The following is a 25,052-nucleotide window of genomic DNA, read 5'->3' as shown; positions in this document are numbered from 1 at the left end:
TCGTTCGGCTTTGCGCCCCAATCGGTCGTTCGAAGCACCATCCCCGATCCCCTGAAGCGGACGTCAGGAATTCTCATCCCAGTAGCTACCCGCGTCCAACGCCGCGCGGCTGAGATCAAACAGGTCAACGGCTTTCACTCGATGCGCACAATGTCCGTTCAGGTTCGGTCCGGGATATCCAGATCGAGCAGTGCTGAGCCCAGCCCCTTACCGTGTGCATCGAGCGCCAACGAGCGCGTCACGCCGCCGCCCAGGGCGCCCTGCAACACGAAATTCAGCGCCCCGATCTTGGGTAGCGCGTAGCGGATGACCTCGCCGGTCACGATCTCGCAGAAGTGCTCCTTCACCCGCTCGGGCGTGACATGCGCCTCGAGATGCCCGTAATCCGCCATGTCGTAGGCGATCAGCGCGATGTTCGACGTATTGCCCTTGTCTCCGGTGCGGGAGTGGGCGAGCGCGCGCAGCTTCATCCTTGAGTCTCCCGGCTCTCAGGCTTCAACGAACTGCACGCGCGGCTGAGCGAGCGTGGCCGGGACGAGGACCGACTGCACCGCCACCACCTCGCGTGCCGACTTCCAGGCGCCGCCGCCGCCGGCCGGCCCGTTGGTGTAGAGCGTCTCGACCTCGTTGCCGATACGCACCGCCTCGGCGAGGGTCTCGGTGCGACCGGCGACGCGGAGCCGGACCTCGTATGGCTCCCGCCCGCCCGACAGCGCCTCCCCGTGCAGGCTATCGACGCCGATCAGGTCGCAGCGCAACTCGCTAACCACCACGCCAGTGAGCGCAAGGCGCTCACGCACCACCTCAAGGGCGAGCCGACCTCGGGCCAGGGCGCCGGGCCCAGCATAGGAGATCTGCCCCTCGCCGATGTAGGAGTCGACGTACCCGACCGAGACCTTCAGGAACCCAGTCGCCGGCGAGCCCGTCGCACCTGTCGCCCGCACGCGATTCGGGCCGATCTGTTCCATCTCGACCTCGGAGAAATCGCCGACCACATCAGGCTGGAGATAGCGGGCCGGGTCGTGCACCTCGTAGAGCATCTGTTCCTTGCAGGTAGCGAGGCTGATCCGGCCACCTGATCCGTCGACCTTCGTGATCTCGACTGTCCCATCCTCCGCCACGATACCGATGGGAAAACCGAGGCGCGCCAGACCGGGGACGTCCTTGCAGCCGGGATCGGCGAAGTAGCCGCCGGTAATCTGGCCGGCGCATTCGAGCAGATGGCCGACGAGGGTGCCGCGGCCCAGGCGCTTCCAATCGTCCATCGCCCAGCCGAACTCGTGGACCAGGGGAGCGAGGAACAGGGCCGGATCGCCGACGCGGCCGGTGACGACCACGTCGGCCCCGTCCGCGAGGGCTGCGACGATCGGGGCCGCGCCGAGATAGGCGTTGGCCGAGACGATGCGATTGCCGAGGCTGGCCGCTGGCGCGCAGCTCTCCTCCAGTGTGAAGTCGCCGGCTCGCACCGCGTCGAGCAGGTCGTCCCCCGTGACGGCGGCGATCCTCAGCCCGGTAAGACCGAGGTTCCGCGCGAGTGTCCGGGTCTTCTGCGCGGCGGCGATCGGGTTGGCCGCGCCCATGTTGGTAACGATGCGGATGCCGCGGGCCCGGCACGGCGCGAGCACCGCCCGCATGCGAGCCTCCAGCAGCGGGTCGTAACCGCCCTCCGGGTCTCGCAGCTTGGCCTGCTGAGCCAACGCGATTGTGCGCTCGGCCAAGCACTCGAACACGAGATAATCGATCTCGCCCCTCTCTGCGAGTTCGACTGCGGGCTCGATACGGTCGCCGGCGTAGCCCGCGCCGGCGCCCAAGCGGACGGTTCTCATGGACGGATCTCCGCTGTCAGAGGGGGAAGACGCCGAGGACGACGCAGGCGAAGGTCATCACCACCGAGGCCGCGAGCAGGAACGGGAAGGTGAACTTCTGGTGGTCGGCGAGATCAATCCCAGTCAGGCCGCAGACCAGGAAGGTCGCCGGCGTCAGCGGGCTCACAGGAAAGCCCGTAGTCATCTGACCTAGCAGCGCGCCCTGCGCGACCTGTACCGGCGGCACGCCGAGCTGGTGGGCGACCTCGGATACGATGGGTAGGACGCCAAAGTAGAACGAGTCCGGGTCGAACAGCATCGACAGCGGCATCGACACCAGGCCCAGCGCGAAGGGGATGTGGCCGCCCATTTCCGGCGGCACGAAGGTCACGGCGGTCTGGGCCATCGCCTTGAGCATGCCGGTGCCCTGCATGATTCCGGTGAACACGCCGGCGGCCAGGAGAATCGAGGCCATCAGAATCGCGGCTTTGGCATGCGCGTCGATGCGCTGACGCTGGGCGTCGACCTGCGGATAGTTGATGATCAGCGCCAGCGCCGTGCCGAGCATGAACATCAGGGCCGGTGGCACCTTCTCGGCCATGAACACCATCGTCCCGAGAACGGCGACGGTGAGTAAGATGTTGATCCAGAACCGGCCCGGACGGCGCAAGGCTCGCTCTGCATCGCTCAGCGTGCGAGCAATCGTAGCCGAGCCGGGGGCGATCCCTGCAGCGGCGGTACCGGGAGCAAGCGCGAGACGACGCTCCTCCCGCAGGCCGAGCCAGTACGAGACGGCGAAGATAAAAACTAAGCCGACCAGTTGCACCGGCACCAACGGCGAGAAGATCTCCGGGATCGGTAGCTTGAGCGCAGCCGAGGCGCGGATCATCGGCCCGGTCCAGGGCAGGAAATTGACCCCCGCCGCCATCGACGCGGCGCAGGCCAGGATCCGCCGGTCGATCCCGACCCGGTCGTAGAGCGGCAGCATCGCGGGAATGGTGATCAGGAAGGTCACCGCGCCCGAGCCGTCGAGATGAATGAGCAGGGCAAGCAGGGTGGTCCCCGGCACGATCCGGGTCGGGCGCGTCCCGACAGCAGCGAGGATCCGATCGACGATCGGATCGAGCATTCCCGCGTCGCTGACGATGCCGAAGAACAGGATCGCGAACACGAACATGCCGACGACACCGGCGAGGTTCTGCAATCCGGTCAGGACGAACTTGCCGGTGTCGAGCCCGAACCCGCCGATCAGCGCGGCCGCCACCGGTATGACAATCAGGGCCACAAGCGGGGACATGCGCTTGGTCAGGATCACGGCGAGCAGCAGCGCAATCGTGCACAAGCCGAGCAAGGCCAGCATCTGTTCCCCCCAATGGACTGCAGCGCTGTTTGAGTCCGCGCTTCTGCCCGACCAGAAAACGGTGAGGTACTGCATGATGCAATTGAAAAGATCCGATGGCAGAGATAGCCGGAGATTATGGATCTCAATCTGCGACAGGTGCGGGCCTTTGTGTCCGTCGTCCAAGCCGGAAGCTTCACCCGCGCCGCCGCCCTGCTGAACCTGTCCCAGCCTGCGCTCACGGTGCAGGTTCAGCGCCTTGAGGAGATGCTCGACGCACGTCTCCTCGACCGTACCAGCCGCACGGTCGCGCCGACGCGCCTTGGCCGCGAGTTGCTACCGGTGTTTCTTCGGGTCCTGCGGGACCTCGACGCAGTAGTGATCGACACCCGCGATCTTGCAGCTCAACGCCACGGGATTGTGCGCGTCGCAACGCTGCCATCCTTCGCGGCGAGTTCGCTATCGGAGGCGATCGCTCTCTTTCGTGCCGAGCATCCACGCATGAAGTTCGTGATCAAAGACGTGATCGCGCAACGGGTGCTCGACCTCGTGCGAAGCGAAGTAGTCGATCTGGGTATCGTCGGCGGCGATGTCTGCGATCCGGAGATCAGTGTGCTGCATCGGACCAATGATATTTTGCACGTGGTCTATCCCCGCGACCATCCGATCAGCGTGTTGCCGAGCGTCACCGTCGAAGCTCTGGCCGCGTATCCTCTGATATTGATGGATCCTGCCACGAGCGTGCGGACCGTAGTCGATTTGGCGTTTACCGCAGCTGGTCGGCTCCCCATCGTGGCCTGCGAGGCGACTTACATGATGACCGCAGTCGGCATGGTTCGGGCCGGCCTCGGCCTGACGATCCTACCTGGCTCGGCGCGTGAGATACGGGCTGAGCCCGAACTTCATTCGCGTCCGATCGATGATCCGCACTTCAAGCGTCCGGTCTGCCTGATCAAGAAAGCAGGCCGGACGATACCCACAGCTGCCGAGACGTTTTGTATGCTGTTGTCAGGACTGATCGTACACCCGGTGGGTTAGTCGGGCTGAACCATGCCGGGTTTCCCGGAGACTCCAATGCTTGGGAGGATGGAGCGATGACGAAGTGACCCCAACCATATTCCTCCGAGATCCGCCCCCGCGCACAGCACGATGCACGGGCACTCGGAAGGGTTGCATCTCATCTGGCTTCAACCGGATGCGCTCTTGCAGCTCGAACATGAGCACCGTCTCGACATCTCCGTGACCAACCTGCTCGGCGACTTAGCGACCTTCGAGGGCACCGTGAACGTGCCGGAGTTCAAGTTGATCGTCCTGCGTGTGCGGCGCGGTTCGAACTCATCCGAACGCTAAGAACGCCTAACAGAACGGCACCGAGCTTGGTTTTCAGCGTTGGTTTGGCATGGCCAGACTGCTTCTCCCCGATGATCTCTGGGATGAGATCGCGCCGCTCCTCCCGCCGCCTCGGCCGCGTCCGAAGGGCGGGCGTCGTCCAATTGAGAACCGGGCCGCACTCACGGGCATCCTGTTCGTGCTGCGCTCGGGGCTGCCGTGGGAAATGCTGCCGGCCGAGATGGGCTGCGGCTCCGGCATGAGTTGTTGGCGGCGACTGCGGGATTGGCAGGCGGCGGGCGTTTGGAGCCGTCTGCATGACTTGTTGCTGGAGCGCCTGCACGCAGCAGGGGAGATCGACTGGAGCCGGGCTTGCCTGGACAGCGCGTCTGTCCCGGCCAAAAAGGGGGGCCTGCCACCGGCCCGAACCCGACGGATCGGGGCAAGCCGGGCACGAAGCGCCATCTCGTCACCGACGCGCGCGGCACGCCGCTCGGCTTCTGCCTGAGCGGTGCCAACCGGCACGACACCGTCATGATGGCGGCCACCCTCGATGCCATCCCGTCTGTGCGGAGCGGTCGGCGCGGACGACCGCGACGTCGTCCAGACAAGCTGCACGCTGACAAGGCTTACGATGCCAGACCCCGCCGCCAGGAGTGCCGGGTGCGGGGGATCGTGCCGCGCATCGCACGTAGGGGCATCGAGAGCAGCGAGAAACTCGGTCGTCATCGTTGGGTCGTGGAGCGCACCCACGCTTGGTTCAACCGATTCCGTCGATTGCCCATCCGCTACGAGCGACGCGCAGACATCTACGAGGCCTTCACGAGCCTCGCCGCCAGCCTCATCACTCTCAACCAGATCAGACGGTTCTGTTAGGCGCTCTAAATGTGTGGTCCAAATCTGAAGGCTCTGTACCGATCGCGAGGGGCTGCTTGCAACCCTTCTCTGAAGTTGGGGGGCCGCTTCTATGCAATTGGTGGGAGTCGCTCTTACGTCCGGAGCGGCCGGATTTCTGCCGATCCGCTTCGGGCGGCAATGCCATCGCAGCGGACATGGGCGTCCCGACCGCTTACGACCCACCCAGGTCGCGCAGATCGCCACTGGCGCACCCTGAAGTCAGCCCTTCGTCGGGCGTTCGCCAGCTTCTGCAGCTAGCCGGGCCGGCCCGCCAGCAACCGATATAATCTCCGGCGATCGTCAAGGCACGATTTCTCCGAAACCTTGCAGCTTGAGCATCGCGAAAGCTACGCTCCGGCCCGGCGCCGTCGAAGAACGTGCGCTGTGCAACGGGATCTGCAGGCCGACGCACCGACCAACGGCGCGCGGCGGCGTCCCGCGGGAGGTTGGACAATGGCAGATTTGTCGCGTCGTACCTGGCTCGGACTCGCTGGCGCCGTGGCGGCCGTGGGGCCGGCCGCCGCCGTGCCCGACCGCTTCGACCTGCTGATCAAGGGTGGGGAGGTCATCGACCCGAGCCAGTCGCTGCGGGCCAAGCGTGACGTCGGCATCCGCTTCGGCGTGGTGGCCGCCCTCGAGCCGGATATCCCCGCCGAGCGCGCCAAGCAGACGATCGACGCCTCCGGCAAGCTCGTGCTGCCAGGGCTCGTCGATCTCCACGCCCACACCTATCCCTACGGCTCGGCGATCGGCATCCCGGCCGACGAGACCGTCCCGTTCTCGGGGGTGACCACCGTCGTCTCGGCGGGCGACGCGGGAGCCAACAACATCGCGGCGCTCCGGCGTCACATTGCAGCCCAGACGCGGACGCGGATGTTCGCGTTCATTCACATCGCCAACAACGGCCTCTCCGCCTTCCCGGTGGCCGAGCTGTACAATCTCGACAACGCGCAAGTGGAGGCCTGCGCCCTGGCGATCGCCGAGAACCCGGACTTCGCCATCGGAGCCAAGGTCCGGATGTCCGAGAACGTCATCTTCAAGCATGGGGCCGAACCGCTGAAGCGGGCCATTCAGGCCTGTGAGATGTCGGGGCGGCCGGCGAAGGTGATGGTCCATATCGGCGGCGTCGAGACGCCGGCGCTGATGAGTCAAATCCTCGATCTGCTGCGGCCGGGCGATATCCTCACACATTGCTACTCGGGAGCGCCCAACAGCGCCGGTCAGTTCACGAACATCGTTCAGGACGGCAAGCTGCTGCCGGCCGCCCTGGAGGCCAAGCGCCGGGGGGTCGTGTTCGACATCGGCCATGGCGGCGGCTCGTTCGACTTCACCGTCGCCGAGGCTGCGATCGCGCAGGGCGCGCCGCCGGACACGATCTCGTCGGACCTGCACGTCTTCTCCGGCAACACCCCCGGCATGCCCTTCCTTCCGGTGGTGATGAGCAAGTTTCTGCCGCTGGGCTTCAGCCTGGAGCAGGTGATCGCGATGGCGACCCACAAGCCGGCCGGCATTATCGACCGCGTCCCGAAGCTCGGAACCTTGCAAGTCGGCGCGCCCGGGGATGTCTCGGTGATGGAGTGGGTTGAGCGCCCGCTCTCGATGGTGGACACCCGCAACAATCGACGCGACGGCAAGGGCTTTCTAGCGCCGGTGCAAACGGTCAACAACGGCGTCCCGTTCGGCCGCCCCTACCAGTCGCCCTTCTCCGTGCGCTAATCCGCGGAGCGATGCGGGCGGCATTCCACACCAGCAGGAGCTATCGGCGTCGCTACCGAGCGTCGCATTGGGACCACTCGGCATTGTCGCGCGGAAGCGGACCGCCGCAAAACCGCACCGTGCCAAAAGTGTTGGACGGTTGACGAAGGGCAGCTTTCAGGACGCGCCTACGGCTGTCTGCACCGCTGCCATGGGTGGCAAGGGGATCGTCTGCTTTTGCGCCGGGCCGTCTCTGAAGCGGACATGCGGCTATCGGCCAGTTCCGGTCCAGTCGGCGGGCGCCTCCGAACGGCTGGGTTGGGTGGTTTGCGGTCCGTCGGCTTCGGAGCGGAGCCTGCGTCAAAGCCAACATTGCTCAAGCAGGTTCACCAGCCTCAATCATGCGCCGAACCATTGCGTCATAGCTTGGCCGATGGCCGCCGCGTCGGGCGCGGTGTCACCTGCCCAGGCGACGATCCCGTCGGGCCGCACCAGCACGGCCTGCAAGCCCAGCCGGTCCTGCACGTTCCCCGCGACATAGTCGATCCTTACGGCTCGTCGGTCCGCTAGCGCCCGAAGCGGCGAACCGGGAACGAAGTCCAAGAGCAAGCCCCTGCCTTCGCGCAAGGGGCTGCAGGCCCTCCGCCCGTCGCTCAGCACGAAATCGGGAACGCTGCACCCCGTCAGCGGATGGCTGCCGCCGAGATCGTAGCGGATTGAGACGCCCCACACGCGCTCGGCGAAGTACGTCGCGCCGTCTGGGGTCTGGATAAGGTCGCGGATGATGGCTTCGAGCGCGCGCGAGCTTCGGCTCGGCCGCATCAGCGCGACCTGGGCCCGCGACCAGTCGAGGACGCGTGCACCGACCGGATGCCGTTCGCGCTCATAGCTGTCGAGGAGGCCCGCCGGCGCATCACCGCGGATCGTGGCTGCGAGTTTCCAGCCCAGGTTCATCGCATCGCCGAGTCCGAGGTTGAGGCCCTGCCCACCCAGCGGCGAATGGATGTGAGCGGCGTCGCCGGCTAGCAGCACGCGGCCGGTGCGATACGCGCTCGCCTGAAAGGCGCGGTCGGTCCAGGTGGTGGCGAGTTCGAGCTTGGTCACGGTGACATCGACGCCCGAGATCCTGCGCAGGACCGCCTCAACGTGTTCGCGCGTGATCGGCGTGGTGCGATGGAAGGCGCCCCCGTCGAAGTCGGCCATCGCGATCGTGCCGGGCGGCGTGAACAGGTACATGCCCTCCGCGGTGTAGTGGCGGCCGGGCGCGAGCGCGTCCGCGCCGGCTAAAGCGGCTTGGATGGAGTACCCTGTAAATTCAGGCTCGGTGCCCTCAAAGCCGATGCCTGCCGCCTTGCGCACCACGCTGCGGGCGCCGTCGCAGCCAACGAGCCAGCGGCCTTGGAACGCCTGACCGCCTGCGTGGACGACAACGCCCTCATCCATCTGAGCGAAGCCCTCGACACCCCTGCCTCGTAGGAGCTCTACGCCCGACGCCTGCACGCGCGCGGCCAGCACGCCTTCGATGCTCGCCATATCCGCAGCCAAGTTGCTGACCGGTCCGGGAAGGCGATGTGGCCAGCGCGCGGTGTCGATCTGGTCGTGGAAAAACTGGATGCCGGCAAAATGGCCGCCCGGACGGCGCGGCTGCTTCATCCCATGCGCTGTCCCCGGCGTTGCGCGGGTGGCCGCGCGGGCCTCAATCTCGCCCAGCAGACCGCGTCGGTCGAGGCTTTCGATCGTCGGGACCGAGAGGCCACACAGCCCGAACGGAGCACGCTTCAAGGGTGAGGACGGATCGCGCGCCTGTTCGAGGACCAGGACAGAGCAGCCGGCTAGCGACAACTCGCAGGCGAGGAACAGGCCGACGGGACCTGCGCCAGCGATGATCGTATCGTAAAGCGTCGTTGATGCGGGCATGATTGGGCTCCGATGTCGATGTTCGACCGGAGCGTTTCCCGAACCTGAGACCCGCACGGACGAACAGCCGGACGCGCCAGGGCGTCCTTCGTTCGTCGTGGGGATCTGCGGCACGGAGCCAAAGACCAGAGCTTTCGTCACCGAAAGGACTTGGGCTTACCAAACCAAGTCTGCCTTTTCCGACGTCGTCAGGATAGCGCGCCCGCAAACAGGCTGCAATGGCCACGCTGCGCAGGTTGGAGAACCGCGTTCTCAACAAGGTCCGCTTGCGGGTACGGCACAACGTTAGTCCACCGTCTGGCTAGGGTCGGTAGGAGCTCGTCCGCTTTTGCGGCCGGTCTGCTCCGAAGCGGACCAGCCGCTTACGGCCAGATTACGCCATGCCGGATAGCCGATGGGCGCAAAACCGGTCGTTCGGCTTTGCGCCCATCCCGGTCATTGGAAGCTTGCGAGCAACATCTCCAAAGCGGACTTCACCCTCCGCACCGGACTCGAGTTCGGCATCACTGCCCTCGATGAAAAAAACGGAAGCCGATGAAGTCTTGCCGAGGTAGCAAACTGACGTCTGAGGCGAGGAAGCGAGCGATAGGTCGAAAGGTCGGCTGGGTGAAGATGCCCAGAATCTCCCGCTACGGCTGCAGGATCTTGGCCGCATGGCCAGCCACGCTGGGCGTCGAGCTTCCCCAGCGGCTCGTCGGTGAGCAACAAGCGCGGCTCGTTGTCGAGTGTCCGGGCGAGGTCCGCCCGCTGTGCCATTCCATCGGATAGCTGGTGCGAGAAGACCTCCGCGAAGCCGTTGAGGCCGACAAGCGCTAGCGCGTGATCGACCCAAGCGGGAAAAAATCGCCCGATGCCGCGGGCCGCATGTTGTGTCTGGCGCCATCATCCGGTGGAGGCCCGCATCCGGCACCAGGAAAGGATAGGGCGATGTTTGTCCAAAAATTGGACTAAATAGCTATAAATTCGGCCATGAATGAAATTTATTTCCTCATTAACCAAGTTGTATTTCGTATATACCGGCTGGACTCGACGATCAGCTAGGTGCATGTGCTTGTGAAATCTCGATTTTGGATGCGCCTCAGGGCCCGGCCACCGCTCCAGGCGGTTGCGGCAACGGCCGCCCTGAGTCTCTGCCTCTCGGCGCCGGTGCATGCCTCCGAAAGCGTTAAGGTCGGCCTCGCCATACCACCGACGGTCACCGACGGCAGTGTTCAAGCGATCGCCGAGGAACTCGGCTTCTTCAAGCAAGAAGATCTTGATGTCGCTTACGTTGTACTGCCAGGGGCCGGGGCACTGCTTCCGCAGCTGCTGCAGAAGACCATCACGGTCGCTCTACCACTGCCCGAAACTCTGCTCAGCGCGCACAAGGCGGCCGAGCCGCCGCTGCCGGTCGCCTACTTCTACAATGCCGGGCCCCGCAACACGCTCGAACTCGCTGTCCGCGCCGATTCCGACATCCGCAGCCTCGCCGACCTGAAAGGCAAGCGGATTGGCGTCGGGGCGCTGACCTGGGGAACGATCCCTCAGACGCGCGCACTGATGCGCTCAGTCGGCCTGGAGCCCGGACGGGATGTCAGCATCGTGGCGGCCGGTGTGCTCGGGGCCGGCTTCCACGCCTTGCGAGAGGATCGCGTCCAGGCGCTCAACTTCAATAGCTCCTGGATCGACATCATGGAAGATCAGGGGATTCCGGCGCGCCGGCTGGACTATCCACCCGTTTTCCGACGCATGGTCGTCAACGGGTTCCTCGCGCACCGCTCGACGCTGGATCAGAACCCCGCGCTTCTTGAGCGCTTTGGGCGGGCCTGGACGAAGGCGCTCGCCGTATGCGACCTCAACCCGAAAGCATGCATCGAGGCGTTCTGGCGCAAGAATCCATCCGTGGCGCCGCAGGCGGACCGCGACAAGGCCCTGGATTCGAGCGTCCGGCTGCTCAGGCGGTGGATTGAGCCGGTGATGCGAGACGAGGCCGGCGCCGCCCGCGTTTCGGGCGCCTTCGACCTGACGATCATCGCGGCCTATGTCCACGAGATGCACCGCTACGGCGAGTTCGCGACGGCCGACCTGCCCCTCAATGCTTATTTCTCAAACGCCCTCGTGCCGGCCTTCGCACGGTTCGACCGCGCGGCCCTCGAGGTGCAGGCGCGCGCGCTGAAATGACGGACGCGCCCGATCTCGACCATGTCCGCCTCGAGGCCGTTCGCTTCGCTTATCGCGGGTCTGCCGGAGCTCCCATCCTCGAGAACCTGTCGCTTTCGGTGGAGGCTGGGGCCTTCGTCGCGATCCTCGGGCCGTCGGGCGGCGGCAAGTCCACGTTGCTGAAGCTTTTGTCCGGCTTGGTTCGGCCGCAGGGCGGAAGCGTCCGGATCGACGGCACACCGGTGACCGGCCCGCGCCGCGACGTCGGCACGGTGTTCCAGAAGCCGATGCTCCTGCCGTGGCGGACCGTGCACGACAACGTCCTGCTGCCGGCCGGCTTCGCGCGCGCGGCGTCAACCCACGAGGTCGCGCGCGCCGACGCGCTGCTGGCGACCGTCGGCCTCTCCGACAACTCGAAACTTTATCCGAGCCAGCTCTCTGGCGGCATGGCCCAGCGGGTCGGGCTAGCGCGGATGCTGCTGCACGATCCGCGCCTCCTGCTGCTCGACGAGCCCTTCTCGGCCCTGGACGCTATGACTCGGGAGCATCTCTCCCTCGAGTTGCAGCGGCTCTGGATGGAGGAACGCCGCACGGCCCTGTTCGTCACACACTCGATACCCGAGGCGCTGTTCCTGGCCGACCGGGTCGTCGTGCTCGCGGGGCGACCGGGACGCATCCTCGCCGACATGCAGGTGCCCCTGCCGCGTCCGCGCACTCTCGAGACGCTTAGCGGCTCGCAGTTCGGGACCCTCGCGCTCGAACTCCGGCGGCTCTTCGACGAAGCCGCACGGAAGGGAGCCCACGCCGCATGATCCTCTTCCGCAACGTCGTCCCGCCTTTGATTACGCTGGCCCTGGTGCTGGCTGTATGGACCTACGTCACCGGACCGGGAGGACTGCCGAGCTACCTGCTGCCGGATCCGGTCTCTGTCGGTCGCGCCTTGTGGACCGGGCTCGTCAGCGGCGAGTACGGGCCTCACATCCAGTACACCCTAACGTCGACGCTCCTCGGCTACGGCATCGGGTCGGTCGCAGCCATCATGATTGGCATCTTAGTGGCCGAAAGCCGGACCTTCGAGCGCTTCGTCTTCCCCTACATCGTGGCGATCCAAGCCATGCCGAAGGTCGCGCTCGCGCCACTGATCCTGGTTTGGTTCGGCTTCGGTCTCGCCTCCAAGGTCGTGCTGGTCGCGCTGATCTGCTTCTTCCCACTCCTCGTGAACACGATCGCGGGCATCCGTCGGACCGACCCCGAGCTCATCGACATGGCCCGCTCGTTCTCCCGCCCGGGCTGGTGGATCTTTCTGCACGTGAAGCTTCCGGCGGCCGCAGGGGCGATCTGCGCAGGCCTTGAGATCGGGATCGTGCTGGCGCTCATCGGCGCGATCGTCGGCGAGTTCGTCGCCGCCGAGAAAGGAGTTGGCTACCTGATCGGCTCCGCGACGGTGAACATGAACGTCGCCACCATGTTCGCGGGCGTCCTGATGCTTGCCGGGTTCGGCATCGTCGGGAGTACGCTCGTGCGCTTCGCTCAAAGGCGGATCGTCTTTTGGGAGCAGGCGCCGGATCAATCGAAGCAGGGAGAGCGCGCATGAGCCTGAATTTGATGCTGACGGAGGCGCTCGCCTTCGTATCGGCTTCTGAACTCGTTCAGCGCCTGAAGACCCGCGAATTCACGGCTCGTGAGCTGCTCGAGTTTCACCTCGACCGCGTGGAGCGTCTCAATCCCCAGATCAACGCGATCATCTTCACCGATCTTCCGGCGGCGCGGGAACGCGCCGACGCGGCCGACGCCGCCCTGGCTCGCGGAGAGATCTGGGGACCGCTTCACGGACTCCCGATGACCGTGAAGGAAACGAACAATGTCGCCGGTTGGCCGACGACCTACGGCGATCCGGTCCTGACGGAGGCGATCCCGACGCACAGCGCCGTCATCGTTGAACGGCTGCAGGCGGCCGGCGCGATCATCTTCGGCAAGACCAACGTGCCGATCAACGCTCTCGACTGGCAGAGCTACAACGCGATCTATGGCACCACTCGCAATCCATGGGATCTAGACCGGACACCAGGCGGCTCGTCCGGAGGATCGAGCGCGGCGCTCGCCGCGGGGCTCGTTCCGCTTGAGCTCGGGAGCGATGCGGGCGGCTCGATCCGGTTTCCGGCCCATTTCTGCGGGGTCTACGGCCACAAGCCGACACCCGGCATCGTCCCCGTTTCTGGCAACGAGCGCGGGACAAGCCTTCTTGACAACGACCTCGTGGTGAGTGGCCCGCTGGCCCGGACTGTCGCTGACCTCACCTGCGCGCTCGACGTCATCGCGGGATCGGCGGGGCCGTCCGCCAAGGCCTGGCACCTGGACCTCCCGGCGCCGCGGGCGACGCACCTGGCCGAGTTCCGGGTAGCCTACGTGACCGACTCACCCGTCGCCGAAGTGGACGAGCCAATCAGGGCCGCGATCCGGGCCCTGGCCGAGCGCATCGCAGGCCTCGGTGCCCGGGTCACGGCCGACGCGCTTCCCTTCCACGATCATGCAGCGCATCACGCGACCTATCTTCAGCTATTGCGCGGATCGGCTTCGGCTCGCCTTCCACAGGCAATTTTCGAGGATGCCGTTCTTCGCCTCACGGAAACGGGCTCGAACGCGACGCCCTACGTCGCGCGGATGGCCCAAGCGCACGCGCAGCGCCACCGCGACTGGATCCTGGCCGAAGAGCGCCGGGCCGCTTTGAAGCGGGATTGGGCAGCTTTCTTCGAGCGCTACGACGTCCTCCTCGCCCCGGTCACGGTCTGCGCCGCCTTCCCGATCGACGAGGCGCGACCGCGGGAAGAGCGCGTCCTGCAGATCAATGGACACGCGGTCGACTACAACGATCAGTTGTTCTGGGCGGGGTTGGCAACGCTGCCGTCCCTGCCGGCGACGGCGGTCCCGATTGGCTTCGATGGTCACCTGCCGATCGGCATTCAGATCATCGGGCCGTATCTCGAAGACCGGACGACGCTTGCCTTCGCGGCCGAACTCGAACGTCTGCACCCGTTTGCGCCGCCCCCGCGCTACGCGCCGCCGACCGGCCGATGAAAGCCTAACTGTTTGGTTGCGGAACGTCGTTGGGATGCGGCGCGTTGGGCGATCAAAGCCTATGCGTGGCGGTTTGCAGGTGTGCGCCGCCGTTCTTCCAGGAGGGCTCGCTGATGCTCGCCATCCATCCCCAAGCCCGCACCACCCCGGCTGTCCGCGCCGAGATCGCCCGCTCGTACGAGCGCTCCGGTGTGCTGGCCAAGCGCTACGGCGTGTCCACCGAGACCATCCGCAAATGGCGCAATCGCGGTCCCGATGCGTGTCAGGACCGCTCGGCTCGGCCCCACAAGCTGCCCTGGAAAGCCACCGATGAGGAGCGCGCCATCGTGTGCGCGCTCCGCCGCTCCACCGGCTTTCCTCTGGATGCACTGACCTTCATCGTCAGCCACTTCCTGCCACACCTGAACCGGGATGCGGTCTACCGCATCCTCAAGGCCGAGGGCCTGAACCGGCTGCCGCCCGCCGAGCAGGCCCGCAAGCCACACGGCAGCTTCAAGGACTACGAGGTCGGCTTCATCCACGTCGATGTGAAGCTCCTGCCCAAGCTGCAGGATCGCGACCGCGTCTCGCGCAAGCGCTACCTGTACGTCGCCATCGATCGCGCCTCCCGCTACGTGCACCTCGCCGTCAGAGACGACGAGACCACGGCCTCGGCGGTGGCCTTCCTCACGGACGCGCTCGGGGCCTTTCCGTTCAAAGTCACCCACGTGCTCACCGACCGCGGCTCATGCTTCACGGCCGATGCGTTTGAGGCCGCCTGCCAGCGGCATGGTGTGCAGCATCGCAAGACGCGTCCCTACACGCCGAAGACCAACGGCATGGTCGAGCGCTTCAACGGGCGCGTCCAGCGCGAGGTGCTGGGGATCACGCTCTACAGCCACGCCGACCTGGAGATCGTGCTGCGCGGCTTCAACGCGGCCTACAACGGCCGCCAGCAGCGCGTGCTCTAGGGGCTCTCGCCCGAGATGGTACTGCGCCAGCGTCTCGAAGCCGATCCCGCATTGGCCAACCCAACCTACAGACCGCCCAGTTCTACTATCATCAAACGCGTCCTCCGCGTCGTTGCAGATGCCAAGGAGGTCTCACATCCAGACAGATTTCGTCTTCGTAGAGGCCCTAGCACTTAGTGATTTTGGCAGGAGATTTATATGCTTCTGGGCGGCTTAATGTCGGAAAGTACTTTCACAGAAATGCGCTAATCGAGATTTAAGCAATCAAATTGGCGGCAAGCGCACCGATAGGCTGGCGTTAGGGCTGGCACGCTCCATGCCTCTGTGGGATGCTCACCAGGGCAGGTAAGTGTCTCAGAGGGTTCATGCGGAAGTCGTACGCCGAACTGGCGTCCATTCAGCCGATGAGTGTAGTGGGCCTGCCGTCGGCTACACTGAAGGCGAACCAAGCCTATGACGCCCTCCGGCGGGAGATCGTCTCCTGCCGCCTGCTGCCGGGCACGCGGTTCACTGAGACGGAGCTTATGGAGCGCTTTGCGCTGGGCAAGGCCAGTTGCCGGATCGCGCTCCAGCGCCTCACGCAGGACGGCTTCGTCGCCTCTATGCCGCGGCACGGCTACCGGGTCGCGCCGGTCACCGTGAAGGACGTGGACGAAATCTTCGCCCTGCGCACCGAGCTGGAGCCGCTGGCGGCCCGCGGTGCCGCCGGGCGGGTGAACCGAGGGCAGCTGGAGCGGCTCGAACAGGCCTGCCGCCGACGCATCAACGTCGATGTCGGCAACCAGATCGACTTCTTCCTGGAAGCCAACCGCAGCTTCCACATGGCGATCGCCGTGGCGTCCGGGAATCAGCGGCTCTGCCGCGCCCTCTCGGGCCTTCTCGACGAGATGACCCGCCTCGTAGCTCTCGGCTTTGGCGTGCAGGGCGTGCGGCCCAACATCGAGAACGACCACACCGCCATGATCGAGCATCTCGTGGCGGGGGACGCCGAGAGCGCCGCCATGGTGGCGCGCCGCCACGTCGAGACGTTCCGCGCCATGACCCTGGAGAAGGTGATCGCGAGCCTGCGCGACACCGCCGTGATCGGGCCGGCCGCGCCTGTCCAGGCGGACGGGAGCGGGCGGTGAACGCGGTCGAGATCGACCATGTCGGCAAGTGGTTCGGCCAGCGCGAGGGCGCGCCGCTCCACGTCCTCCAGGACATCGACCTGACGGTGCCGCAACGGGCGGTGGTGGCGATCGTCGGCGCGTCGGGCTGCGGGAAGAGCACGCTGCTCAACATCATCGCCGGGCTGATCGAGCCGGATGCCGGCGGCGTGCGCCTGTTCGGCACGGCGGCCCGGGAATTCCGCAACTGGCGCGCCATGACCTACATGTTCCAGGAGGACCGGCTCCTGCCGTGGCGCACGGCGGCGCAGAACGTCGCCTTCGGGCTGGAGGCCAGCAGCATGCCAGCCGCCGAGCGCCGCCGGCGCGTTGACGAGACCCTCGACCTCGTCGGCCTGTCGCGCTTCCGCGATGCCTACCCGCACGAGCTTTCCGGCGGCATGCGCAGCCGGGTCGCCCTGGCCCGCAGCCTCGTGACCGAGCCGAGCCTCCTGCTCCTCGACGAGCCGTTCTCGAAGCTCGATCCGACGATCCGCGCCCAGATGCATTCCGAGTTGCTGCGCATCGCGGCCTTGCGGGCGATGACTCTGATTTTCGTGACCCACGATGTGGAGGAAGCGGTGGTGCTGGCCGACCGGATCGTCGTGCTGCAGCCGTATCCGGGTCGCGTGCGCCTCGTTCAGGAGGTTGCCCTCAACCGCCCGCGGGATCCGCTCTCGGAGGCGGTGACCGAACAGGTCCGCCGCCTGCGCCTCGCCCTCTCGGGGGAGCCGGTCCCATGCTAGTTCGAACGCCCGAAGCGGTGCTGCGCCGCCCGAAGGCCGGCGTCGTCCGCACCCATGGCGGCACGCTCCTGCAGCGTCTGGCCCTGATCGGGCTCGCCCTAGCCGCCTGGTATGTCGGCTCTCTCCACGCGCCGAGCTTCGTCCTGCCGAGCCCGGCCCGCGTCTGGACGGCCTGGACCGGCCTCGTCGCCACGCCGAGCTTTGCCGCCGATCTCGGCATCACCCTCGGCCGCGTCGCTGCGGGCTTCGCGCTCGCCGCCCTGGTCGGCCTGCCGCTGGGCCTCGCGCTGGGCGTAAGCCGGGCGCTCGGCGGGTTCTTCGAGCCGGTGCTCACGGTGATGAACACCGTCTCGTCGGCGATTTGGGCGATCTTCGCGCTGATCTGGTTCGGGCTGTCGAACTGGACCACGATCTTCGTGGTGTTCATGACCGCGATGCCGCTGATCCTGACGAACGTCTGGCAGGGCACCCGGACGGTCAGCGCCGAGCATCTCGAACTCGCCCGCACCTTTCGCATGCCCCGGCGGAAGGTGCTGACCAAGATCTACCTGCCGACCATCCTGCCGGCCTTCTTTTCGGGCGCCCGGCTCGCCATCGGCTTCGGCGCCCGGGTGGTGCTAGTGGCCGAAAGCCTCGGGGCGAGCAGCGGCATCGGATACCGGCTGCGTCAAGCCGCTGACCTCGTGCAGACCGATCAGGTCTTCGCCTGGACCCTCACGCTCGTCGCCCTGATGATCGGCCTGGAGACCATGGTCCTCAAGCCAGTAGAGCGGCGCCTGTTCGCCTGGAAGAAGGCGAGCCCGGCATGAGCGCGGCCCCGGTCACCCTCGTCGCCCCGCCAACCGAGTTCAGGAGTCCGCATTGACACGGATCGGTGCCCTTCTCGCCTGCGCGCTGCTCGCGGCGGCGTTACCCGCCCGCGCCCAGGCGCAGAGCGTCCGCATCGGATACTGGAGCTCGGGCATCAGCCTCGGCTTCGGCGCGGTGCTCGAAGCCGGCCAATTCATGGAGAAGCAGGGGCTGACGCCGGAATACGTCAAGTTTCCGGACGTCAACGCACCCACCAAGGCGATGGCGGCCGGCGCCATCGATTTCGCCATCGCGGCGAGCGCCGGGACCTCGCTGAGCGTCATCGCCGACGGCCTGCCACTCAGCATCGTACTGGCGACTCAGGTGGCCGATCTCGACTTCGTCGTGCCGGCGGATTCGCCGATCCGGTCGATGACGGATCTCAAGGGCAAGAAGATCGGCACGTCGCCGGCGGGCAGCGGGACCGCCGCCATCGCGGCCGCAATTCTCGAAGGCAATCACGGGCTCAAGCCCGCCGATTATCAGGCGGTGCCGGGCAACGACTCACGGCTGGCGCAATTCCTCGTCCAAAAGGACATCGACGCGGCCGCCTTGCGGACCGTCACCCTGGCGCTTCTGCCGGACGTCAAGATGCGCCGGCTCGGGACGTTTCGCGAGGAATGGAAGCGTCTCACCCAGCAGGACGCCCCGCCCGTGCTCGGCGTCGGCCTGATGCGCAATGCCTGGATGACGCAGAATCCGGAGGGCGCCGCCAAGGTGGTCGTGGCGATGCGCAAGGCCTTCGAATACGGCAAGGCGGACAAGCCCGGCGTGGCCAAGATCCTGATGGCCTCCGCCAACCTGAGCGCCACCGATGCCGCGGCCTACGCGGCGCTCTGGGACGGCATTTACACCGTCAGCCTGGAACCTGCCGACATCGCGTCGCTCAGGCGGGAATTCGAGGTCTTCAAGGCGGTCGGCGCCGTCCAGGGTAGCCTGCCTGAGGGGGCCCTCGTGCCGGGACCCTACGAGCAGTCGAAGGCCATCCCCTAACCGTCGGCAAGAAGACCCGACGCTTTACCGAGAGGAAACAGGTCCCCCATGTCAGACACGATGCGAGCTCTCGTGCTGGAGGCGCACGGCGACATCGACACGCTGAAGGTCGTCGCCGACTACCCGAAGCCCGCTACGGGCCCCGACGAGGTCCTCATCCGGGTGGGCGCGTCCTCGTTCAACTACCACGACGTGTTCACCGTGAAGGGCATGCCCGGCATCAAGGTGCCGATGCCGGTGGTGATCGGCCTCGACATGGCCGGCCAGATCGTCGAGCTCGGCGCCGGCGTCGCGGGCTGGCGCGTCGGCGACCGGGTGCTGGTCAACCCGCTGAACAAGGCCAAGGGCCTAATGGGCGAGATGCTCGACGGCGGCATGGCCGAGTATTGCCGGGTCTCGACGAGCCAACTGATCGCGATGCCGCCCGACGTGAGCTACGCGGACGCTGCCTCGCTACCCGTGGCCTACGGCACCGCCCACCGAATGCTGATCACCCACAACACCGTGAAGGCCGGCGACAAGGTCCTGATCCTAGGCGCCAGCGGCGGCGTCGGCACCGGCTGCGTGATGCTGGCCAAGCAGCTCGGCGCCGAAGTGATCGCCTGCGCGGGCAGCGCCGAGAAGATGGAGGCGCTGACGGCGCTCGGGGCCGATCACGTGGTCAATTACCGCGAGACCGACTTCTCGAAGTGGGCAATCCAGACCTACGGCAAGCCGCAACGCCGGACTTACGAGGGCGGCGTCGACGTGGTGATCAACTTCACCGGCGGCGACACCTGGGTGCCCTCGCTCAAATGCCTCAAGCGCGGCGGCACGCTCTTGGTCTGCGGCGCCACCGCGGGGCACGATCCGAAGGAGGATCTCCGCTACATCTGGAGCTTCGAGCTTAAGGTGATCGGCTCGAACAGCTTCTACGACGACGATCTCGCGGCCCTGATGGACATGATCCAGGCTGGCACCCTGAAGCCCACGATCGACAGAATTTTGCCCCTGGAGGAGGCCGCCGAGGGCCTGCGGATGATCCGCGACCGCGAAGTCATGGGCAAGATCGTCGTCACGCCGTAGGAGCAACCGCTATGTCAGATACCCAGACGCCCGCGCCCCTGAGCCGGGAAGAGGTGGAGGCCCTGCTCCAACGTGGGCCGTTCCACCAGTGGCTCGGCCTGTCCGTCGTCTCGGTTGGCGAGGGCGAGATCACCTTGAAGGCGACGTGGCGTCCCGAATGGGTCGTCAACACCGAGCGCGGCTACGTCCATGGCGGCATCCTGGCGACCCTGGTCGATCTGACCGCCGACTGGGCGCTGGTGTCCAAGACCGGTCGCGGTGTGCCGACCGTGGACCTGCGCGTCGACTATCACCGCCCGGCGATGAAGGGCGACCTGACCTGCCGGGGCATGGTGGTGAAGTACGGCGGCCAGCTCTCGGTGGCAGAGGCGCAGATCCTAGACGCCGAAGGCCGGCTGCTCGCCAGTGGCCGCGGCGTCTACATGACCGCACCGCCGAAATGAGCGGTTGCGCGGAAAGGGCGGCCCTTCCGGATCCCGCCCTCGACCACGTGGTTATCAACGTCCTTCGGCGCATGGATGCCGCGGCGGCGTTGTTCACCGCTCTTGGCTTCCAGTTGACCCCGCTTGGGCGCCACTCCCTCGGATCCATCAATCACCTGATGATGACGCCCGGCGCCTATCTAGAATTGATAGGTGTTCCCGAGGACGGCCCACAGCGACAGGACGTGCTTGATAGCCCGTTCGGGCTGAACGGGCTGGTCCTAGCGAGTAGCGACGCGGACGAGATCTTCGCGCAGCTCACGGCGGCCAGCCTGCCGGTCGGGCCGCCAGTGGCGTTCTCGCGGCCGGTGACCCTCGGAGACAGGATTGAGGAGGCTCGCTTCCGGACGGTGCGCCTGCCCACGCCGATGTTTCCCGCGGTCCGGATCTACCATTGCCAGCACCTAACCCCGGATCTGGTCTGGCGGGAGCCCTGGTTCGCGCACCCGAACGGGTTCTGCGGCATTGGAGGCCTTACGGTCACGAGTCTGGAGCCCGACGCGGAGGCACCGCGCTACGCCGCCGCCTGCGGCGCGACGGCCGAGCGAGCCGAGGGGGCGTGGACCATCCGCCTGGGTGAGACCCGCGTGACGATCAAGTCGGGTCCGGCGGCGCGCTTCGCCGGCTTGGTGCTGCACTTCACCGACCTGATCGTGCTCGAGGCCCGAGCTCGCGCCGTGCCGGACGCAGACTGGGCCTGGGTCTCCTCCGAGGAGGCGGAACTAACGCTGCCGGAATTCCAGCTCAAGCTTTGCTGCAGGAGCGCCCGATGCGCCCTGTGATCAATCTCGGTGACCTCATCGACCGCACCGGCGATGCCGACGCAGCCATGATCATCGGGCTGCATTCGGGAGCTGAGCCGGCCATCCTGTCCAGAGCTGTCCTCGACGCCATGGCCGACGCCTTCGCTCGCGGCCTGCTCCGCGGCGGCCTGCGCCGGGGCGAGCGCGTCGCGATACTGTCGGCCAATCGACCCGAATTCATCGCGCTCCTGCTAGGGGCGATGCGCGCTGGAATCGTCCCGACGCCGGTGAACTACAAGTTCCCTGCAGCCACAATCCGGCGCGTACTTGTCGATTGCGGCGCGCGTCTCGTCGTCTGTGATGCAGCGCGGCGCGTGCAGCTTCCCGTCGACCTACCGCCGGATTTGCGCGTCGCCAATTTTGATGCCGCGGGTGAGCATGGGATCGGACCCTGGCTCGATCCGGGTCCGTTCGACCCGGTAGACCCGCGTCCCGACGAAATGGGCCTGCTTCTGTACACGTCCGGCTCCACCGGCCATCCGAAAGGCGTGATGCTCTCACACGCCAGTCATCTCTGGGTAGCCCGCACGCGAATGGCGGAGGACGACCTGCGGGAGGACCGGGTCCTGATTGCGGCGCCGCTCTACCACATGAACGCGCTGGCGCTGGCGCTCCTGGTCTGCGCGTCCGGCGCCACCATGGTGCTGCTGCCGCAATTCGAGGCCCGGGCTTACATCCAGGCCATCAGCCAGCATCGCTGCACGTGGCTGACTGCGGTGCCGCCGATGATCGCTATGATGCTGCGGGAGGTCGATACTCTCGCGCAGGCCAATCTGAAGAGCGTGCGAGTGGTGCGGATGGGCTCTGCGCCAGTCAACGACACGCTAGCGCTCCAGATCCGGGCGCTCCTGCCTAATGCTCGGATCATCAACGCGTACGGTACCACCGAGGGCGGGCCGATCGTGTTCACGCATCACCCCAACGGACTGTCAACGCCAATAGCATCTGTGGGCTACCCACATCCAGGCATCTCCGTGCGTCTTGTCGGCCCGGAGGCCCCAGAAACCGGGGTGCTGCAGATACGCAGCCCGGCCCTCATGCTGGGTTATCACAACAGGCCGGATACGCCGTCGCCGATTACCACTGACGGCTACTACGACACCGGTGATATCTTCCGCCGTGATGAGCACGGCTTCCATACCGTCCTCGGTCGGACAGACGACATGTTCGTTTCAGGCGGCGAGAACATCTTCCCGGGCGAGGTCGAACTGGTCATCGAGAGTCACCCGGACGTGCTGCAGGCCTGCGTGGTCCCGGTCGAGGACGCGATCAAGGGCACCAAGCCGGTGGCCTTCGTCGTGCTGCGCCCGGGTGCCCGAGGCGACGAGGCTGCGATCAAGCAGCACGTCCTGGCCAACGCCCCTGCTTATCAGCATCCGCGGCGGGTCTGGTTCCTCGATACGATGCTCCTCGCCTCGACCAACAAAATCGACCGAAGCGGTCTGCAGCAAAAAGCAGCGTCGGAAATCGGGTGAGATAGATTGCAGTAGTCGATCGCTGCTGCGCTGAAGGGACAACGAATTCGCGCAAAGGTCCGCTTTATTACTAAAACTTTCGTACAGCGCACCGGCTGCTTACGGCCAGAACCCGTCGTTGCAAATAACCCCTATAAATGTCTGTGACGGGTGGATTTGCGACGGTCCGCTCCCGGGCGGGAGTTGGAAAAAGCAGACACTGCCGTCGCGCCCGCTCACGACACTTTGCAGGCCTTGGGAAGGTCCGCTTCCAGGCCGCCGATGGAGCAGAGGTCGACATCGAGATTTGGGGAGTCTGCCGTCCCGCTATCAGCTTCGATGCCTGCCTTGCCGAACGTGTTAATCCGGTAGCTCGATATGGGCTGCGAAACCGGTGAGGTTCAGTCTGACCCGCTCGGGACGCAACTCCATTGACGGGATCGTGTAATCCCCGCCGTTCTGGCGGCGGAATGGCAGGCTGAGCCGGTCAGCGTCGGATCGTTGGGGACAATGAATAGGCCCGTGTTCGCGCCGATGGGTCAGGGCTTCACATCCGGCCGGGGATCGGCCACGAAGCCGTCGCGGTTCGGCATCCGGATCGCGGCCAAGGTGCCGGCATCCAGGATCGCCCCGTCCGCCACGACGCCGTTCAGGTGGAGGATGTAGGCCGAGACTGCGTAGACGTCTGCGTCACTCAGGGATTGTGGTGCATTCAAAGGCATTGCGCGCCTTATGTAGTCGAACAGCGTCGGCGCGTAGGGCCAGAAGCTGCCGACGGTCTTAATCGGCTTGACCGTGGCCAGCGTTCCCTGGCCGCCGACCAGTCTCTCGCCGGTTCCACCCTCGCCGTGGCTCCCGTGGCAGGACGCGCATTGCGCCTCGAACACCGAGCGTCCCTGGGCGACGCTGCCGCTGCCCGGCGGTAGTTTTCGGCCGTCGCGGTCGATGTCGATGTTCCAGGCCGCGATCTCCGCCTCCGCCGCCGGCCGGCCGATCCCGAGGCGCTCGGCCGCATCGGCGGCCGCGGTCGTTGCAAACAGGAACAGTGTGGCAATCAGGGCCCGCTCTTCAAGCGTAGCCATTGGCGACCTCGCCGCTTGCCGCGATACACCAGGGCACAACCGCGTTGTTGTGGTAGAAGGAGTTGAGCCCGCGTACCGATGTAAGGCCCTCGAAGCTCGGCTGGATGTACCCGGTCTCGTCGATCGCCCGGCTTGAGATGGTCGTCGGCTCCCCATTCCAGGTCCAGGGGAGGCGGAACCGAGTCAGCGCCCGGTTCAGGACCGGCTCCTGTAGGGCGGCGTCCTGCCAAGTCCTTCCGGCATCGACCGAAACCTGCACGCTGGTTATCTTGCCGTGGCCAGTCCAGGCGAGGCCTGTGATCTCGTGGAAGCCTGGAGCGATCCGCTGCGTGCCGGAGGGCCGCGTGATGATCGACTTTGCCTCCATGACGAAGGTGAATTGTCGTGCGGTCCCGTCCGGCATCAGGTCGGTGTACTTGGCCGTCTCCTCCCGGGAGAATGCCGGCTCGGCGGTCACGTTCAGCCGCCGCAGCCACTTCACGCTCATGTTGCCTTCGAAGCCGGGCAGGAGCACCCGCAGGGGATAGCCCTGCTGCGGGCGCAGGCGCTCGCCGTTCTGGCTGTAGACCAGCAACGCGTCGTCGAGGCATTTCGCGATCGGGATGCTGCGGGTCATCGCGGCGGCGTCGGCCCCCTCGGCCACGACCCAGCGGGCGTCGGGCTTGAGACCGGCCTCCCGCAGCACCGTCGCCAAGCGGACGCCGGTCCATTCTGCGCAGCTGACGAGGCCGACCAGATCCGAGGCGGTGCGGCCCGCCTTGATCGCCTCGAAGCCCGGATTGCCGGAGCATTCCAAGAAATGGATGCGCGATTCCGAGGGGAAGCGGCGGATGTCGTCCAGGGTCAAGACGAGGGGCGTCTCCACCAGCCCGTGGACCAGCAGCCGATGCTGGGTAGGGTCAATATCGGGGATACCGCCGTGGTGGCGCTCGTAAAACAGCCCGTTCGGCGTGAGGATGCCATCGAGGTCCTGCAGCGGCGTGCGGCTCGAGGCCGAAGTGTATTGCTTCAGGCCCTTCGGCACGTTGCGGATGAGGCCGCTCTCGAAGCGCGAGGGCTGGCCGTAGGTCTGGCTGCCGACATCGGCGCCCGGGGCCTTCATCCAAGGGGGGATGTCTGGCGGCGATGCTTCCTCGGCCCGGCCGCGGCCGGGCGTACCGCTGCCAGCCAGAAGGCCGGCTGCCGCCGCCGCGCTTTGCGTGAGAAAACGTCGCCGGGCTGCGGGGTGCCTTTTCGGATCGTCCTGACTCATCGCATCGCCCTCCGTGTTCGCGATGGGCGGCTTGG

22 protein-coding genes and 2 pseudogenes are annotated in these 25,052 nt (G+C 66.2%); 17 read left to right on the top strand and 7 right to left on the bottom strand.

The window, feature by feature from the left end; all coding sequences use genetic code 11:
- Positions 1–158: 158 nt before the first annotated feature.
- From ACYQPG_RS27475 to ACYQPG_RS27465, 3 genes are read right to left on the bottom strand one after another with little or no spacing between them, the layout of a single operon-like run.
- The gene (locus ACYQPG_RS27475; protein ID WP_461232153.1) at positions 159–470 is read right to left on the bottom strand and encodes an AtuA-related protein; all 312 of its coding nucleotides are present in this window, start codon (positions 468–470) and stop codon (positions 159–161) included.
- Between the two features lie 18 nt (positions 471–488).
- Positions 489–1,826 (bottom strand): acyclic terpene utilization AtuA family protein, encoded by a 1,338-nt coding sequence (locus tag ACYQPG_RS27470; RefSeq protein ID WP_461232152.1) that lies wholly within the window; start codon positions 1,824–1,826, stop codon positions 489–491.
- A gap of 16 nt (positions 1,827–1,842) precedes the next feature.
- Positions 1,843–3,165, bottom strand: a complete 1,323-nt coding sequence (locus ACYQPG_RS27465; protein ID WP_461232151.1) for a CitMHS family transporter — start codon at positions 3,163–3,165, stop codon at positions 1,843–1,845.
- Between the two features lie 117 nt (positions 3,166–3,282).
- Here ACYQPG_RS27465 and ACYQPG_RS27460 point away from each other — a divergent pair, with 117 nt between their 5' ends.
- The 4 genes from ACYQPG_RS27460 (at position 3,283) to ACYQPG_RS27445 (ending at position 7,086) form a co-directional block, all read left to right on the top strand.
- Positions 3,283–4,182 (top strand): LysR family transcriptional regulator, encoded by a 900-nt coding sequence (locus ACYQPG_RS27460; protein ID WP_461232150.1) that lies wholly within the window; start codon positions 3,283–3,285, stop codon positions 4,180–4,182.
- 165 nt (positions 4,183–4,347) lie between these two features.
- Complete coding sequence (locus ACYQPG_RS27455; RefSeq protein ID WP_461232149.1) at positions 4,348–4,494, top strand: hypothetical protein; 147 nt, start codon at positions 4,348–4,350, stop codon at positions 4,492–4,494.
- Between the two features lie 49 nt (positions 4,495–4,543).
- Positions 4,544–5,349 (top strand): IS5 family transposase gene (locus ACYQPG_RS27450; RefSeq protein ID WP_147942043.1). Its coding sequence is split into 2 segments (ribosomal slippage): positions 4,544–4,880 and positions 4,880–5,349, totalling 807 coding nucleotides; the frame shifts between segments, so codons are not numbered across the junction.
- Between the two features lie 474 nt (positions 5,350–5,823).
- Positions 5,824–7,086 carry an amidohydrolase/deacetylase family metallohydrolase gene (locus ACYQPG_RS27445; protein WP_147856758.1) on the top strand — a complete coding sequence of 421 codons (1,263 nt, stop codon included), beginning with the start codon at positions 5,824–5,826 and terminating at the stop codon, positions 7,084–7,086.
- Positions 7,087–7,464: 378 nt separating this feature from the next.
- Here ACYQPG_RS27445 and ACYQPG_RS27440 read toward each other — a convergent pair whose 3' ends face one another.
- Positions 7,465–8,982: an FAD-dependent monooxygenase gene (locus tag ACYQPG_RS27440; protein ID WP_461232148.1), complete on the bottom strand. Its 1,518-nt coding sequence runs from the start codon at positions 8,980–8,982 to the stop codon at positions 7,465–7,467.
- 669 nt (positions 8,983–9,651) lie between these two features.
- Positions 9,652–9,843, bottom strand: a pseudogene (locus ACYQPG_RS27435) (ATP-binding cassette domain-containing protein); the annotation flags it as partial.
- A gap of 210 nt (positions 9,844–10,053) precedes the next feature.
- Here ACYQPG_RS27435 and ACYQPG_RS27430 point away from each other — a divergent pair.
- The 13 genes and pseudogenes from ACYQPG_RS27430 (at position 10,054) to ACYQPG_RS27370 (ending at position 22,704) form a co-directional block, all read left to right on the top strand.
- A complete protein-coding gene (locus ACYQPG_RS27430) occupies positions 10,054–11,142 on the top strand; it encodes an ABC transporter substrate-binding protein (RefSeq protein ID WP_461232147.1) in 1,089 nt (362 codons plus the stop codon).
- Entirely contained in the window at positions 11,139–11,933 is a 795-nt protein-coding gene (locus tag ACYQPG_RS27425) for an ABC transporter ATP-binding protein (RefSeq protein ID WP_461232146.1), read from the top strand. Before ACYQPG_RS27430 ends, ACYQPG_RS27425 begins: the two co-directional genes overlap by 4 nt.
- Positions 11,930–12,715, top strand: coding sequence for an ABC transporter permease (locus ACYQPG_RS27420; RefSeq protein WP_461232145.1), 786 nt, complete (start codon positions 11,930–11,932; stop codon positions 12,713–12,715). Before ACYQPG_RS27425 ends, ACYQPG_RS27420 begins: the two co-directional genes overlap by 4 nt.
- An 11-nt stretch (positions 12,716–12,726) precedes the next feature.
- Positions 12,727–14,196 (top strand): amidase, encoded by a 1,470-nt coding sequence (locus ACYQPG_RS27415; protein ID WP_461232144.1) that lies wholly within the window; start codon positions 12,727–12,729, stop codon positions 14,194–14,196.
- Positions 14,197–14,309: 113 nt separating this feature from the next.
- Positions 14,310–15,323 (top strand): annotated as a pseudogene (locus ACYQPG_RS27410) (IS481 family transposase).
- 188 nt (positions 15,324–15,511) lie between these two features.
- Entirely contained in the window at positions 15,512–16,273 is a 762-nt protein-coding gene (locus ACYQPG_RS27405; protein WP_461232143.1) for a GntR family transcriptional regulator, read from the top strand.
- Positions 16,270–17,037 carry an ABC transporter ATP-binding protein gene (locus ACYQPG_RS27400; RefSeq protein ID WP_461232142.1) on the top strand — a complete coding sequence of 256 codons (768 nt, stop codon included), beginning with the start codon at positions 16,270–16,272 and terminating at the stop codon, positions 17,035–17,037. The genes ACYQPG_RS27405 and ACYQPG_RS27400 overlap by 4 nt, the downstream gene beginning before the upstream one ends.
- Positions 17,031–17,846 carry an ABC transporter permease gene (locus tag ACYQPG_RS27395; RefSeq protein WP_461232141.1) on the top strand — a complete coding sequence of 272 codons (816 nt, stop codon included), beginning with the start codon at positions 17,031–17,033 and terminating at the stop codon, positions 17,844–17,846. Before ACYQPG_RS27400 ends, ACYQPG_RS27395 begins: the two co-directional genes overlap by 7 nt.
- A gap of 52 nt (positions 17,847–17,898) precedes the next feature.
- Positions 17,899–18,879 (top strand): ABC transporter substrate-binding protein, encoded by a 981-nt coding sequence (locus tag ACYQPG_RS27390; protein ID WP_461232140.1) that lies wholly within the window; start codon positions 17,899–17,901, stop codon positions 18,877–18,879.
- A gap of 48 nt (positions 18,880–18,927) precedes the next feature.
- Positions 18,928–19,944 (top strand): quinone oxidoreductase family protein, encoded by a 1,017-nt coding sequence (locus tag ACYQPG_RS27385; protein WP_461232139.1) that lies wholly within the window; start codon positions 18,928–18,930, stop codon positions 19,942–19,944.
- Positions 19,945–19,955: 11 nt separating this feature from the next.
- Positions 19,956–20,387, top strand: coding sequence for a PaaI family thioesterase (locus ACYQPG_RS27380; protein ID WP_461232138.1), 432 nt, complete (start codon positions 19,956–19,958; stop codon positions 20,385–20,387).
- A gap of 47 nt (positions 20,388–20,434) precedes the next feature.
- Positions 20,435–21,208: a VOC family protein gene (locus ACYQPG_RS27375; protein ID WP_461232137.1), complete on the top strand. Its 774-nt coding sequence runs from the start codon at positions 20,435–20,437 to the stop codon at positions 21,206–21,208.
- Entirely contained in the window at positions 21,196–22,704 is a 1,509-nt protein-coding gene (locus ACYQPG_RS27370) for a class I adenylate-forming enzyme family protein (RefSeq protein WP_461232136.1), read from the top strand. Before ACYQPG_RS27375 ends, ACYQPG_RS27370 begins: the two co-directional genes overlap by 13 nt.
- 518 nt (positions 22,705–23,222) lie before the next feature.
- On the opposite strand, the gene ACYQPG_RS27365 is transcribed toward ACYQPG_RS27370, so the two are convergent.
- Positions 23,223–23,765 carry a c-type cytochrome gene (locus tag ACYQPG_RS27365; RefSeq protein ID WP_461232135.1) on the bottom strand — a complete coding sequence of 181 codons (543 nt, stop codon included), beginning with the start codon at positions 23,763–23,765 and terminating at the stop codon, positions 23,223–23,225.
- A complete protein-coding gene (gene soxC / locus ACYQPG_RS27360) occupies positions 23,752–25,017 on the bottom strand; it encodes a sulfite dehydrogenase (RefSeq protein ID WP_461232134.1) in 1,266 nt (421 codons plus the stop codon). The genes ACYQPG_RS27365 and soxC overlap by 14 nt, the downstream gene beginning before the upstream one ends.
- Positions 25,018–25,052 lie beyond the last annotated feature (35 nt).

This window comes from Methylobacterium sp. CM6246, from assembly GCF_054818005.1.
This window is presented reverse-complemented; position numbering and strand designations above follow the sequence as displayed.